Consider the following 15,258-nt stretch of genomic DNA (forward strand, 5'->3'; position numbering starts at 1 on the left):
TGCGAATTTGCTAAATAGCATTATTATATTATTTTTGTCCCAGACTGTTTTTATACAATAAATAAGCCAGTAAATGAATTTATAAAAAAACTCATTTACTGGCTATTTTTCTAGGAATTATGTGCCGCTCTCATCTTCATAAGAACTATATTTATAAGCACTCATTTATATTGATTACAGAATTAGAGATAAGATAAATGTCCAAATACAGATGAAGATTAATAATCCAACACTGTAACGTAATGTCATTTTAAGTAATTCTGATTCTTTACCTACTTCTTTAACAGCAGCAGTCGCGATTGCTATTGATTGAGGTGAAATTAATTTCGCTGCTACACCACCCACTGTATTTGAAGCTACGAGTAATGAACCGCTTGTACCAATTTGTTGTGCAACTGATGCTTGAATTGGTGCGAATAATGAGTTGTTATTAACCACTGATCCAGTCATAAATACACCAATCCATCCTAAGATAGGAGATAATACTGGGAAGACATTTCCAGTTTTAGCAATACCTTGACCCATTGCTGCACTTAAACCACCATATGTAGTGATTTTAGAGATAGCAAGAATGAAACAAATTGTTAATACTGGCAACCATAATTCTTTAAATGTGACACCAAATAAACGTCCTGCATCTCCGAAACTTACTTTCTTAGCCATTAATACTGTGATAATGATTGTGATTAAAATCGCTGTACCTGTTTGTCCAATGAAATTGAAACTTAACATGATTGATTTATTAGCCACTTCACTGAATGTACCTGGTAAAGTGAAGTTAAGCACTAATGCCGATAATTTACCGTTTGGTAAGAATAAGTTTTTAAAGAATGGTGCACTCCAAATCATAACTACAATTGTTAAGATAACGAATGGACTCCATGCATACATAATTTCTTTTGCATTATGGTGTTTCGCCGGCTCAGGTTCCACATCTTTTTGCACTCTGAAAATATGTTTTGGTTGGAATTTTCTTGAGAATAAAGCTAAAGCACCCATTGTTACTAATGGTGGGATGATATCAGCTAATTCAGGTCCGTTGAACACTGTTAATAATCCTTGCAATAATGTATAAGTTACTGATACAACTAAGATAGCTGGTAATGTTTCTTTAACACCTTTTAAACCATCAATGATAAAGATAAGTAAGAATGGTATAAAGAAGTTAATAATTGCTAATGTTAATGTAGATGTTTGTGATACACCCATTGCATGAACGCCACCTGGTAAGTGAAGTGTATCTACCACACCGACTGGAATTCCGATGGCACCAAAAGCACCTGAAGCAGCATTCGCTACTAAACATAACATTGCAGCTTGTAATGGTCTAAATCCTAGTTGAGCAAGTAATAACGCACAAATTGCGATTGGTACACCAAATCCAGCTGCACCTTCTAAAAACGCATTGAACGCAAAACCGATTAATAATAATTGGATACGTTGGTCTTGTGAAATACTTGTAATACTATCTTGAATCGTATTAAATTGTCCAGATTCTTGAGTGATTTTGTATAGTAATACTGCCATCATGACAATATAACCAATAGGTATAATACCTTGATAGAAACCTTCGACAACGCCACCTGTTGCAATACCAAGTGGTAATTTAAAGAACGGGATGGCAATAAGCAATGTAACAACCAAAGTTGTGATTGCAGCGTAAATACCTTTCATTTTAAATACAGTTAAGCATAATAAGAATAGAATAATAGGTACTGCTGCGATTAAGCTAGATAATACCAAATTATCAAATGGATCAAATGTTTGAACTAACATAATTTTGACTCTTCTTTCCTTTAGTTTGTATTAATGAACATTCTAGCGATTTAACAATTGAAATGTGAGCATATTTCTAACTGTTATAAGGTTAATTAGTTTGTCGACAAGTTAATCATGCTAGATTTCACAAATTTAAGTCTTGTGAACTTTTTCACAATAAAAATATACCATCTTTCCACTTAAATGACAATACTATATAGTACTTTTTATAAAATTTTTGTTAAATTTTTAACAAATTAAAAATCCTCTTTTTTCAACAAAATTTCCCAAACTTTTTAATTTATCAATGATGCCATTTTTGTAAATATGAATTTTTCTTAGTCACATGGTAAAATATATTTAAGAAATTTAAGAGTTAAAGGACAATGTATGATGATTAAACAAATAAATATTTCAAATATGCGCCATCTTGCATTACAACTAAACAAAGCGAAATCAGCTGGTTATTCACATTTCATTCCTTATTCAAATGATATTAAAATCAATCATGATATGTTGGAAGCTGTCGCTGCAACACATAATTCAATCGCAGTAGACTATACGTTAAATGACTTATATTTAAATGACTGTCGCTATTTTGGCGATGATACATTAACTTTTTTATCATGGATGAAAAATATCAATCATTATCCTAATATCATTTTCAATATTGAACGTGCTTTATTCCATTTATCTAAATATGATATCCATTCTATTATGGATTTAGCCGTCGTTACTGTTTTGAAAGATGAAATCGATATTGATAATCATGTCGTTTTTAATTTTATTCATGAATGTCCGACAAGCAATGCATTTTGGAACTCCTTAGATACATTTGATATTAAAAAAATTAATCACTTTGATTTAAATAAATTAGCTTATATTCATGGACATCCTATTCCATATTCTAAGTTTAAATATCCGGGTAAAGAAGATGAAATGCGCTTTGTAGATAGTTGGCTTATCACTACTAAATTTAAATTACCCAAATGGATTTATAGAAAGATGCAAAATCATACCTTAAAAAAGCATCGTAATCTAAGCTATGTATATGATAAAGATCCCTCAAAAGTTAAAAATCATGTTGTATTTTTAGGATTTGATTATGGTTATAGAGGTAACTCTAAATATTTATTCAATTATTTTGTGAAGAGAAACCCTACTACTGAAGCTTATTTCATCACAAATGATCGACGTGGACCATACTTTTTACCTACTGATGCAGAAAATAATAAAGAATTAATAGAAACTGCCAAAATTGTCGTTATTGAAAGTTATATGCCCGATGAATTTAAACCAAATGGCACTGTGATTCAATTATGGCATGGAACACCAATCAAAAAGCTCTTCCTAGATAGCAAAGAACCAGACCAAAATAAAAATATCTACAATTATAAGGCACGTAAATATAATAAATGGCTAAAACAAGACTACCTTTTAACAGATTCCGAGGCTGCTACAGGCTTATTTGAAACAGCATTTCCAAATCAACATACGGAACTGATTTCATATGGTTATCCAAGAATAAGTTATTTATGCCACTATCAAAATGATAAAAATCATCAGAAAAAAATTAAAGATGCCTTAAATGTGGATCGAACAAAGCCAATTTTATTATATGCACCTACGTGGCATGCGGATAAAGATGCTACAGAATTAATGACCATCTCTCCAGAATTATTGGAAGCATACCACGTTATTTTCAAAGGTCATGTTGAAGATGATATGACCCTTCCTGAAGGTGCAATTGAAGCACCAAGTCATATTGAAACTCAAGATTTAATATTAATATCGGATGTTGTAATTACCGATTATTCTTCAATTATCTTTGATGCTTTAACGATTGGCAAAAAGGTATGTCTTTACACACCAAATCATGTGGCTTATCAACAAGAACGTGGTGTATATGATGATGTTATGAATAGTTTAGCTAAAGTTTGGTATACGGATGAGGCATTATTGCACAATAATTTAATACATCATTCATTAACTGATATTTCTAACCATCCACTCGTAAACGATAATAATATGTCGTTAAAAAAATTAACGCAATTGATGCGAGATATCATTAATCATAAATAAGTATGAAAAGAGTCCGGGACAAAAATAATATAATGAAGCTATTTTGCAAATTCGCAGTAGCTGACTGAACTGAGAAGGCGCTTAAATCGAGCTTTTCTCAGTTCTAGTCATCCTTGCGGGGGTGGGACAACGAATTTAAAAGAATTCTGTCCCACTCCCTTATCTAGTTTCAACATATTCTATGCTAAACCTGTCTTTCCATGATTAAATCTATATCAACGACATCACCAGTTATAAATTCATGTTGCCCAGTCACTTTGAATCCATGTTTCTTATAAAATGACAATGCTTGTTGATTGTGTTCCCACACACCTAACCAAACTTTACTTTTCCCCAGTTCTCGAGCTTTATCGAGTGCCAGTTGGATAAATGTGTGCCCTCTTCCTCCACCTTGATAGTTTTTATAGAAGTAAATCCTTTGAATTTCTAAATAGTCCTCACCCATTGTTTCTGTTTGCGCGTCACCAATATTAAGCTTCAAATATCCGGCAATGTGATTATCTACTTTATAAAAATAATGAAACGAATTAGGATTATTCAATTCATTTAATAATACAGTTTCGTTATAACTTTTCTTAAAAAATTGTTCGAAATCATCCTCAGTGTATTCACCCTCAAATGTATCGTAAAACGTAGTTTCTGCAATTTGTCTTAAATCACTAACATCTGTACCTTGAATCATCGTTATTTGTTCTGTCATCATTCAATCCCCCTCATTCATCATGAATTACGTATTTTTATTGTATAATTTATTCCCTATAATCGTCTCGCTATTCAATAAATTCGTTTAATTTGTGAACGGCGAAAATTCCTATTGATAATATTTATCAATGAGTATAAAGTAAAGATGATATTATTATATATGATGAGTGAGGTTATAAACATGTTTGTATTAGGAATTACAGGACCAACCAGTTTAGTTGTGATTAGCATCATTACTTTGATTATATTTGGGCCTAAAAAGTTACCACAATTTGGCCGAGCAATTGGTAGTACTTTGAAAGAATTTAAGTCCGCTGCAGAAAATATAGATACAGATGAAAGTCACGATACGCCCAGTAAAGAATCTAAACAACAACGAGAACATACTAAATAGCAATACGCTTTTAGGACACTTTGATGAATTACGATCTCGTCTCGTCAAAGTGTTTATCGCCTTTATTGTTGCAACAATCATTGTATATATTTCATCACATTGGTGGATGAAACCATTTATACATTATATTAAACGCGCACACGTAACATTACATGCCTTTTCTTTTACAGAAATGATTCAAATTTACATTATGATTATCTTTTTTGTGGCGTTATGTTTAATCATACCCATTGTGTTTTACCAATTGTGGGCGTTTATTGCACCAGGACTTCATGCGTATGAACGTGGCTTTATCATTAAATACAGTTTATGGTGTGCGTTATTATTTATCATTGGCGTTGCGTTTGCGTTTTTTATAGGCTTTCCATTGATTATTAATTTCTCTTTGACATTATCTGCCATTTTAAGCATTGAACCAGTCATTGGATTTAAGGCTTACTTACATGAATTAATACGATGGCTACTCATTTTTGGCATTTTATTTCAACTTCCTACGTTATTTATGGGACTTGCTAAATTTGATTTAATAGATGTTAAAACGCTTAAGCACTATCGTAAGTATATTTATTTTGGTTGCTTTGTAATAGCGAGTATTATCGCACCACCAGACATCACTTTAAATTTACTCTTAACACTACCACTAATCATCCTGTTTGAGTTTAGTATGCTTATTGCCAGACTATCACATCGCGCCTAAACACAAATAAACCTCAAGCCCTTGATACATACAAGACTTGAGGTTTTTATTTGATTATTAATATGTCTTAATGATGCTCAGAATTATTTTGTTTGTGCTGACGATTTTTGAAAATGAAAAACACAATCAATATAATGTAGATTAATTGCGCTACAATTGACTCAACATTAGGATAAAATCCTATAAAACCAATTGTAGGTAAGCCTTCAATGCCATGTTGTGGTAATGTTCCTAACAATTGAAGTTTCTGAATACTTACACCAAGCATTTTGAATGCCATTACAAAAATTAAAATCGAAAGCACTCTAAAGATGTAATAAATAGGTATAAGTTTGACTATGAATCTAAATAGTAATGCAAAGACGATCAATATAACAATCGCTAATGCAATACCAATCACGAAATCCATCGTCGTAATGCTACCTATCATACCCATATAGAAAATGATAACTTCTACACCTTCACGCAGAACAGAAATCAAGCCAATTGTACCTAACAATACTAGGTTGCCATTACTTATCGCATTTTGGTACATATTTTGAATCATGTCATTCCAACGTTTAGCACTTGAACGTCTATGCATCCAAATACCAACCACATACATTAAAATAACTGCGATAATGCCAAGTGTAGCTTCCATGCCTTCACGTAATAAGCCATTATTTCCAAGCGTTTGAATGAAGACTACGGCTAAGGTAATACTTAGAATTAATCCCAATATTGCGCCACCAATAACACTAGCCGTACCTTTATTGTCCTTAACATTGCGTGTCATTGTCGTTAATGTCATAATGACTAACAATACTTCTAACCCTTCACGTAAGAAGATGATCATGACATCTACAAATGTATAGCCTTCTTGACCTACAGTGTCTTTAATATCTTTATTAATATCTTGTAAGCCTTCTTTAACGCGATCTTTATTGCTTTGATCTAAAATACTTTGGTAATAAGGTATTTTATCTTCAATTGTCGTATATAATGTGCCATTTTTAGTTTGAATTTTACCCTCTACATACGGCCAAATTTGAACAAATTTAGATAATGCTGCATCAGTTTGATCTAAGTGATTATCTTCTATCCCTTTAATCGCTTTGTCTAACTCATCATTAAGTTGTGTTACTTTATATTTTCCATTATCTGCGCTAGATTGTTTTTGATCCACTGTATCAATACTTGTTTTGAATGTTGTCCAAGCATTGTCTACTTTTTTAGTATCTAATGGTTCTTTTTGAATGGCAACACGTAACTGCATTAAGTTAACTTCAATTTGACCGTATTTACCTTCGTCATAATTTCTGATGGCAGTTTCATGCGTTGTCCAAATTTGATTCAAACTATTATTAATTGATTGTAATTCGGCATCATTTTTATGTTTAATGGCCTTCTTGATTGGTTCATCTTTAGCATCAACTTGTTGCTTTAGTGTTTTAATTTCACCGCTAATATCTTTCGTAGAGACTGCTTCTTCATAAGCGATTAATGATTTTGTTAAATCAGAAAGTTTGTCAGCTTTCGCTTCAGTTGAAGACGCTTTATCTACCGCTTCTAATTTTGACTTTACGTCTTTACCCTCTTTGTTATCTTTAATATTTAAAGATTTCACTTTTTCTTTAATATCAGCGAGTGCATTTTGTTTTTCTTGATTGCTTTTAGCTTTATCTTCTATCGTTGATTTTGCATCAGTTATCGCCACATACACATCACTGATTTTACTATCATCTGCAGCACTAACTTGATGTGGTGGAACCGTTCTAATAACGGTGAAAATAAGGATTAACACAGCGATTAATTTAATTAAATAAGGTTTCACCGATGTAACCTCCCTTTTTGACACCTGGCAATACAAGGAAGGATGCAGAACCTCGATGTGTAATATATTCATTAAGCTTATCACTATGCCCTAAATTATTTTGAATATCTATAAACTGTTGTGTTGATTTTTGGAAACAAATGAACATTAAGCCTGTTTCTAACGCGCCAGTTTTCGCATTTGTTCCATCATTATAATTATAGGCACGACGTTTAATTGAAGTTTTAACTTCACGTGCTAGACGCGCGTGCGCATTAGGATCGATAACATATTGGCCACTGCTATCTTTCGCATCTAAATCAATATTGTCGAATTCTTTTTTTCCAGTTAATGGTGCACCTGATGCACGTTTACGACCAAATGTTGCTTCTTGTTCTTCTAATGACGTTCGGTCCCAAGTTTCAATATGAATTTGAATACGACGAATAATACAATATGTACCATTTTTAGCCCATCCATCATCGATAAACACATACTTTTTAAGTTCATCATTTTTGCGTGGATTCACTGTACCATCTTTAAATGCCATTAAATTCCTTGGTGTTTCTTCAAGCTTTCCAGATACAAAGCCATTCTGAGACCACTTCATTTTAACTACATCTCTAAATGGTCGAATCAAGTTGTGAATTGCATGAAAAGTAACTTGTGGATCGTTTGAACATGCTTGAATCATAATATCGCCATCACTGTACTCATCATCTAACTGATCATTTGGAAAATGTGGTAAGTCCTTAAATCCTGCTGGGATTTTAGATGACATACCGATTTTCTTTAGAAATGATTTACTAATACCAAACGTTAATGTTAATTTACTAGCCCCTAATCCTATTGATTCGCCAGTATCTGCGGGTGGTAATAATTCATTCTGACTATCTTTAGCAGCTGGCGCACCATCTGTCATGTTTACTGACATTTGCGTCCATTTTTTAAACATATCTTTAATTGCATTTTTATCTTTGGTTTTTAAATCTAGTGCGACAAAGTTACAATTTTTTTGTGTTGGCGTTGTGATACCTGCTTGTACACGACCATAAAATTCGAAAGCATCTTTGTCTTCATTCTCAGGTGTATCGAACATCGATTTAAATGAAAGGATACTACCTGCGCCACTAGCACCGATCACAACACCGGCGCCACCTATACCAAGCATTTTTAAGAATGAACGGCGGGAAACTTGGTCATTTTGTTTATCATCTACATTACTCATTCGGTAACCACAGCCATTTTACTTAGTGGTTCACCAAGTGAATTGACAGCATCTGATAATGCTTTTCTATCTTCTTTGGTTACTGCACTATAGTCTTTATAACCGTCGCCATCTTTATACTTATCTAGCAGTTGATTAACTTTATCGAAATTCTTTTGAATGTCTGAACTTAATTTTTTATCTTTTTTATCCAATTCTGGTTTGAATAATTCATAGATCTTTTGTGCACCTTCAATATTTGCTTTGAAATCATATAAATCGGTATGAGAATAAATTTCTTCTTCTCCAGTTATTTTAGAAGTTGAAACTTCATTTAATAAATCAACTGAACCTTGTAGCATTAATTTAGGTGTAATATCTAAAGTATCTGCTTTCGCATCTAATTCTTTCGCATCTTTTAATAATTGATCAGCATCTTTTTTAGTTGTTTCATCTATTTTATTGTCTTGATAAAGTGACTTTTCAATTTTATGATAGCCTGTCCATTGATCTTCTTTTTTCTCTTCTTTCATATCTGCTAAACGCGCATCAATCTTAGGATCTAAATCACCAAAAGCTTCTGCGACAGGTTCTGATCTTTCATAATACATACGCACTTTAGGATATAATGCTTTAGCTTTATCCATATCATCTGCTTTAATTGCCGCAACAAATTTTTCTGTGCCTTCTAAGAATTTATCAAGTTGGCCATCCGTATATTTTTCATATTCTTTGGTAGCCTTTTGTAAAGCAGCTTTGTTCTCACCTTTACTGCTTTGTGACTGCTTGTCTTTGCTACTGTCGTCACTGTGACCATTATTGCCACAAGCTGCTAAAAGTAACGATGATGCGAGTAAAATAGTTGGTAATTTTTTCATTATGTATTCACCTCAATATAGTTTAGGCGATTATCATTTGAAGATGATTCGTGTTGGTAACCTTACGCTATATTTAACACCAACTCACAATCATGGTTATAACGTCTTTTATATTCATATAAACACTTATAATTTTCAATTGATAATCATTATCAAATTTATTATAGATTTACCCCTTTGATGTGTCAACAACAATTCAAATACAATTTTAACTTAAAATTTTTTTATTTTTTAAAGTTATTAATCTTTACTCATTTGACTAAGAGAAAGTTTAGATCAATTGAGATGCGGGTATTATATACTTATAAAGTTTAATATAAAGGAGTTACATAATATGAAAGAACAATTTAAAGCTTTTATAGTTGATAAAAATGAAGATGGAAGTGTGAAACCTAACTTTACTCAAATAACTATGGATGATTTACCAGAAGGTGACGTCTTAATCAAAGTTCATTATTCTGGAATTAATTATAAGGATGCCTTAGCTACAACAGATAATAATCACATTCTAAAATCATACCCGATGGTACCTGGTATCGATTTAGCAGGCGTTGTAGTAAAATCAGAGGATCCAACGATTGATGAAGGCGAAGAAGTGATTGTTACAAGCTATGATTTAGGTATCGATCATTATGGTGGTTTCAGTGAATATGCACGTGTAAAATCGGATTGGGTCGTTCAATTACCTGACAATCTGTCGTTAGAAGAGGCTATGATTTATGGTACAGCAGGTTATACAGCTGGATTAGCAATAGAGAAATTAGAAAAAGCTGGTTTTATGACATTAGAAGGCGGTAAAGTCCTTGTACGTGGGGCATCTGGTGGTGTTGGTGCATTAGCTGTTCTGATGTTATCTAATTTAGGATATCACGTTGTTGCTAGTACTGGTAATAAACATGCTGTAGATAAATTAGAAACCTTGGGGGCAAATGAGATTATTGATCGTATTACACAAAACGATGATAAGCCACTTGGTTCTAGAACTTGGCAAGCTGCCATTGATCCAATCGGTGGAAATGGTACACCTTATGTCACAAAACGTATCAATAATAATGGTGGTGTCGCATTGATTGGGTTAACCGGTGGTGTGTCATTTGATGCAACTGTTTATCCATTTATTTTGAGAGGTGTCAGCCTTGTCGGAATTGATTCTGTATTTACACCTATGAAACTCCGTGAGCGTGTTTGGAGACGTTTAGCGACGGACTTAAAATCTAATCAACTACATGATATTAAGCAAACCATCACATTTTCAGAATTACCAGAAGCGATTGAAACCGTATTAAATCATGACAATTTTGGTCGTATTATCATCGATTTTAATGCATAAAAAACAAACACTAGGACAATCAAGTATGATTTGATTCGTCCTAGTGATTTTTATAGTTAAAATACGATATACATACCACCTGATTTTGGCTCTGTTGATGTAAACCCGAATTTTTTATAGAGTTGATCGGCTGGGTAATCCGCAATCAAACTAACGTAAGTCCCCTTTTCAGCGACGGAATGTAAATATGACATAATTTGCTCTAATATGATTCTGCCACAGCCTTGGCCTTGATAGTCTGGATCGACGGCTATATCTACAATTTGAAATGCCGTTCCACCATCACCAATGACTCTGCCCATGCCTATCAGTTGTTGGTCATCATAAATGGTAATGTTAAAACAACTATTAGGTAATCCTTTTTGCGCTGCAGCTATTGACTTTGGGCTCATGCCTGCCTTAACTCTTAAATGACAATACGCCTCAGCTTCTGGAGCTTCATGAGAATATCTAATCATCGTCTTCCCCCTTGGTTAATTTTATAAATATTGTTTAATAACAGCCTTATTGGATTCTTTAAATACGTCATTATGACTTGAAACATATCCTTCTTTGTATGCATCAGGGTCAATATACGTTTTAGCTAGATTCGCTGCATTTCCAGCATCACTAAAAGCACTTGCAATAAGATGCACTTTAGCATCATGGTGTACGATATCGCCACAAGCAAAGATGCCAGGAATACTCGTTGTTGTATTACCAAACCCTTTAACACGATAGTCATCATATAAATCAAGTTTAGATGTACAATCTGTTAATAGTGGATTCTCATGATCAAAGCCATGACTAATAATAACGTCGTCAAACGCTCGAGTGATTACTTCACCAGTCTCACTATTCTCAAGTGTCACTTCTTTGATACATTCACATTGATTGTCACCAATTAACGCTTTAATTTGTGTTTTAGGCATTAAAGTCACATTTAATGATTCAAGGACTTGAATCATCGCTTCGTACCCTTTAATATCTGACTTTCTATAAACTAATGTAATTGAATTGGCGATATTCGCTAAATCTCTTGCCCAGTCTAAAGCCGTGTTACCACCACCAGAAATCAATATATCTTTACCTTTAAATTTAGAAAATGATTGAACAACATAATGTAAATTCGTTAAACGGTACCGTTCTGCATCTTTAATTTGAAGTGGTTTCGGATTAATTATGCCACCACCAACTGCAAATATGACAGATTTTGATTCATAGATGTGTCCACGATCTGTTTCAACTTCAAAATGTCTTTCGGCTATTTTACGTATATCTGTAACACGTTCATTTAAATTCACTTTAGGGTTAAAATGTAATCCTTGGTCGATCAAATCTTTAATAATCTCAAAGCATGGTTTCGGAGCGACGCCACCAATATCCCAAATAATCTTTTCTGGATAGATTTGCATTTTACCACCTAATTTATCTTGCACGTCAATGATTCGCACTGACATACCTCGTAGTCCCGCATAGAAACTTGCAAATAACCCAGCAGGTCCGCCTCCAATAATTGTTACATCTTGCATCATTTATCCTCCCAAGATTGTGTCCCTTTTCAAATGATAATAATTATCATTATTTTGCCTATATTATACAATATGTGCATATATTATTGAAGAAAATCATATTTTCAAATCATCGTATTCATACTTTATTTATAAAAAAAGACTTTCCATACATAACACTCACGTGCTATTAATATGAAAAGTCTCCCTATTATCAATTAATCTCTTGGTTCTTTTAAGGCTGCTTGTCGAATTAAGAAAAATAATAATAATAATCCGGCTAGCATACCTGTATGACCGATACCGGCAAACCCAGCAAATGCTTCCGGGGAAAAGCTTTTTCCTAATACTTGGAAAGTGCCTTTCGTTACCATCATACCAATCGTTACAATGACACTGATGTTATAAACATAATAGAACCAGTTAAATAAGTAATAACTACTTAATTTGAATACCTTCTCTAGTGGTATAAGAATTAAAAACATAAACATACCTAAAATAAGTGTATGCGTATGTACAATAGATAATTGTGTATCGCCCGTAAATTCATGTGCTTTTGTCAACTCTCTATAGTAGAACCCACTAATGAGTCCTAAAATCATGTAGACTAAAAACGCATATAATAATCGTCGCATAAATAATGCCTCCCTCACACTAATATTATAATTTATTATCATCAACTTTAAAGTGACAATATATGCAATATTGCGTTACATCATTGTCAGTGCAGTAGCGTTTAGGGAGCGGGACTAGAACAGACAAATTTTAAAGTAACGCGCTTAAGTGTTTAGTTAGTTACTTTAAATTGACTAAGTATCCTTTAGTCCTTGACTCACTTAACATTATTTATTTCTTGAATGTTTAAATAATGCTACTAATGATAATATAATGGCAATAATTGAAACGATCCATAAAGCAATTGAACCACCTGAAGATTGTTGTGCACTAGCAGTATCTTGTGATTTATCATCTTTCGTTTCTACTGCATTAGCATTCTTTTTAACTTCTAACGTTGGTGCTGGGTGTTCACTATCTTCTTTACCAGTCCATTTGACTTTATCATCATTATCATAGGTTTGAATGGCTTTGAATTCATACTTGCCTTCATCTTTAGGACTAGCTACAACAATTGGGAAATCCATAAATTCATCAGGCCCAATCCCTTTACCTTTAGCTGTCCAAGTAATTTTAGTGATATTACCTTTTTTATCTTTATCTATTTTATGTTTATAACCATCCACTGGTTGAATATTAACAACTTGTACTTCTTTCGGAACTTCTAATTCCACTTTTTCAGTATGATCTTTTTGTTCTACTGGCACTCTTACATCTACTTTTTCATAGGATTCAGGATCCACTGCTTTAGGATTCAAAGTGACGTGTGCGTCTGCTACTTTAAAGAAACCTAGTGCAAAAAAGAGTATGAAACTTGTCGCTAATAATTTTTTAATCATCTTTTTTCTCCTTTTTATGGAATACTAATTTGGCTCATAATTACACCAATCAAAATAAGCACAATACCAATGACAACTTCTATAATAAGTGAAGATTTATTGACTCTATGACGTTTGTTAAGTGCACGTGTTGTTTGCAATAATCCTAGTATCATCATGATTAACGTACCAATGACTTTAACTAATAAGAATACCGTCCACGTTTGCATATTTGTCCAAATTGATAAAATCTTTGTTTGATCAATAGACATTAACACGCCTGAAATAATGATAATCCCTACTGCTGTAGCATTAACTTTAAACAATATTTCACGTAATAAATCTACAGCGTCTTTCTTACGTGTAAATACTGAAATTAATAAATAACATAGTGCGCCTAACCATAAACTGATACCTGTTAAATGAAGTGTTCTAAGTATAATTGACCATAATGGCACACTTTGCGACCATGCATGACCTGACATACTCATTGCTAAAATCATAGCAATAGAAATCATCCAATACCATGATTTCTCCATATTTCTTAAGACGAATAGGCCACTTAATACGATTAACGCTATGGCACTTAATATATATGGAAATTGCGTTATCACGCTAGGTTGAAGTGATAATATGTCATCTAGTACATCTGAAGATAATGTCATTAAATAGAGTATAAGCGACATTAAATAGGCCATCATCATGATTAAAGATACTGCAATATGTCTAGGAAAAACATCAAATGTTGATAAATTATTACGACGTGCAATACCATTCAACCAATATAGCCCTACAAGTATAATTGTTGCACCTTCCGCTATGTATCTAAATAGACCAAACCAGAAATCAGGTGTTTCATAAAAGGCTGGAGATGTATCGACACCACTTGCTGTCTTTTCACCTACTGAAAATTCAAATCGATCGCTAATCTCATGCCCATCAGCAGATACGGTATGCCATTCTATTTGCTGTGTACCATGTTGTACTTTATCAGTTGGAAATGAGAGCGTTTTAGAATGTCCCGTTGTAGTAGGATCTATATCGCCTACTTTATCCCCTTTATCATTGTATAATGTGATTCCCGAATATTCAGCATTCACTGGCTCATTAAATGTTAACTCTATAGCATCAGGTTGCTTTGATATCACCCCATTTTGTGGTGGTGTTGTTTTTTCCAAAGTTGCATGCGCAGATGCGACATTTTGAAGTGTTGGAATTAACAATAATAAGAACATCATTACCAATGCCAAAGCTACTTTAGAACTTCGTTGTAAATTCACCATTGCCATCCTCCCATAAAATTTTGCTCATTCACTTATAATAAAATAATGTGTGCTATTTAACAATAATTATTCTAATTTGTCACTTTTTATCCAAAATAAAGACAGGAAATGGGCCGGACATAAATAATATGATGATGCTATTTTAGAAATTCGCAGTAGCTGACTGAACTGAAAAGGCGCTTTAAGCAAGCTTTTCTCACTTCTAGTCATCC

Annotated in this window: 14 protein-coding genes; 4 read left to right on the forward strand and 10 right to left on the reverse strand. The window is 33.2% G+C overall.

Going from position 1 to position 15,258, the window contains the following annotated elements; all coding sequences use genetic code 11:
* Window positions 1-174 precede the first annotated feature (174 nt).
* On the reverse strand, window positions 175-1,776 hold the full coding sequence (locus HMPREF3239_RS02840; RefSeq protein WP_070854642.1) for an L-lactate permease: 1,602 nt from the start codon (window positions 1,774-1,776) through the stop codon (window positions 175-177).
* A gap of 375 nt (window positions 1,777-2,151) precedes the next feature.
* Here HMPREF3239_RS02840 and HMPREF3239_RS02845 point away from each other — a divergent pair, with 375 nt between their 5' ends.
* Window positions 2,152-3,840: a CDP-glycerol glycerophosphotransferase family protein gene (locus HMPREF3239_RS02845; protein WP_070854643.1), complete on the forward strand. Its 1,689-nt coding sequence runs from the start codon at window positions 2,152-2,154 to the stop codon at window positions 3,838-3,840.
* Between the two features lie 184 nt (window positions 3,841-4,024).
* Here HMPREF3239_RS02845 and HMPREF3239_RS02850 read toward each other — a convergent pair whose 3' ends face one another.
* Complete coding sequence (locus tag HMPREF3239_RS02850) at window positions 4,025-4,540, reverse strand: GNAT family N-acetyltransferase (RefSeq protein WP_070854644.1); 516 nt, start codon at window positions 4,538-4,540, stop codon at window positions 4,025-4,027.
* A gap of 162 nt (window positions 4,541-4,702) precedes the next feature.
* Here HMPREF3239_RS02850 and tatA point away from each other — a divergent pair, with 162 nt between their 5' ends.
* Together tatA and tatC are read left to right on the forward strand one after the other, a co-directional pair.
* Window positions 4,703-4,936: a twin-arginine translocase TatA/TatE family subunit gene (gene tatA / locus HMPREF3239_RS02855; RefSeq protein ID WP_141763584.1), complete on the forward strand. Its 234-nt coding sequence runs from the start codon at window positions 4,703-4,705 to the stop codon at window positions 4,934-4,936.
* The gene (tatC, locus tag HMPREF3239_RS02860) at window positions 4,878-5,633 is read left to right on the forward strand and encodes a twin-arginine translocase subunit TatC (protein WP_070854646.1); all 756 of its coding nucleotides are present in this window, start codon (window positions 4,878-4,880) and stop codon (window positions 5,631-5,633) included. The genes tatA and tatC overlap by 59 nt, the downstream gene beginning before the upstream one ends.
* 67 nt (window positions 5,634-5,700) lie before the next feature.
* Here tatC and HMPREF3239_RS02865 read toward each other — a convergent pair whose 3' ends face one another.
* Genes HMPREF3239_RS02865 through efeO form a run of 3 tightly spaced genes read right to left on the reverse strand, consistent with a single transcriptional unit; the run spans window position 5,701 to window position 9,510 of the window.
* Window positions 5,701-7,446 carry an FTR1 family iron permease gene (locus HMPREF3239_RS02865; protein WP_070854647.1) on the reverse strand — a complete coding sequence of 582 codons (1,746 nt, stop codon included), beginning with the start codon at window positions 7,444-7,446 and terminating at the stop codon, window positions 5,701-5,703.
* Entirely contained in the window at window positions 7,427-8,653 is a 1,227-nt protein-coding gene (gene efeB, locus HMPREF3239_RS02870) for an iron uptake transporter deferrochelatase/peroxidase subunit (RefSeq protein WP_070854648.1), read from the reverse strand. Before efeB ends, HMPREF3239_RS02865 begins: the two co-directional genes overlap by 20 nt.
* Complete coding sequence (efeO, locus tag HMPREF3239_RS02875) at window positions 8,650-9,510, reverse strand: iron uptake system protein EfeO (protein ID WP_053028659.1); 861 nt, start codon at window positions 9,508-9,510, stop codon at window positions 8,650-8,652. The genes efeB and efeO overlap by 4 nt, the downstream gene beginning before the upstream one ends.
* Window positions 9,511-9,844: 334 nt before the next feature.
* Between efeO and HMPREF3239_RS02880 the strand changes: the two genes are divergently transcribed.
* Complete coding sequence (locus HMPREF3239_RS02880; protein ID WP_070854649.1) at window positions 9,845-10,840, forward strand: acrylyl-CoA reductase family protein; 996 nt, start codon at window positions 9,845-9,847, stop codon at window positions 10,838-10,840.
* 56 nt (window positions 10,841-10,896) lie between these two features.
* On the opposite strand, the gene HMPREF3239_RS02885 is transcribed toward HMPREF3239_RS02880, so the two are convergent.
* From HMPREF3239_RS02885 to HMPREF3239_RS02905, 5 genes are all read right to left on the reverse strand, one after another.
* Window positions 10,897-11,298: a GNAT family N-acetyltransferase gene (locus tag HMPREF3239_RS02885; protein ID WP_053028661.1), complete on the reverse strand. Its 402-nt coding sequence runs from the start codon at window positions 11,296-11,298 to the stop codon at window positions 10,897-10,899.
* A gap of 21 nt (window positions 11,299-11,319) precedes the next feature.
* The gene (locus HMPREF3239_RS02890) at window positions 11,320-12,351 is read right to left on the reverse strand and encodes an NAD(P)/FAD-dependent oxidoreductase (RefSeq protein ID WP_053028662.1); all 1,032 of its coding nucleotides are present in this window, start codon (window positions 12,349-12,351) and stop codon (window positions 11,320-11,322) included.
* A gap of 197 nt (window positions 12,352-12,548) precedes the next feature.
* Entirely contained in the window at window positions 12,549-12,965 is a 417-nt protein-coding gene (locus HMPREF3239_RS02895) for a DUF2871 domain-containing protein (protein WP_070854650.1), read from the reverse strand.
* A 207-nt stretch (window positions 12,966-13,172) separates the two neighbouring features.
* Window positions 13,173-13,784, reverse strand: a complete 612-nt coding sequence (locus tag HMPREF3239_RS02900) for a YcnI family protein (protein ID WP_070854651.1) — start codon at window positions 13,782-13,784, stop codon at window positions 13,173-13,175.
* A 14-nt stretch (window positions 13,785-13,798) separates the two neighbouring features.
* A complete protein-coding gene (locus tag HMPREF3239_RS02905; protein ID WP_070854652.1) occupies window positions 13,799-15,046 on the reverse strand; it encodes a copper resistance protein CopC in 1,248 nt (415 codons plus the stop codon).
* Window positions 15,047-15,258 lie beyond the last annotated feature (212 nt).

Origin of the sequence: Staphylococcus sp. HMSC34C02 (genome assembly GCF_001838705.1) — a bacterium.
GTDB lineage: Bacteria > Bacillota > Bacilli > Staphylococcales > Staphylococcaceae > Staphylococcus > Staphylococcus borealis.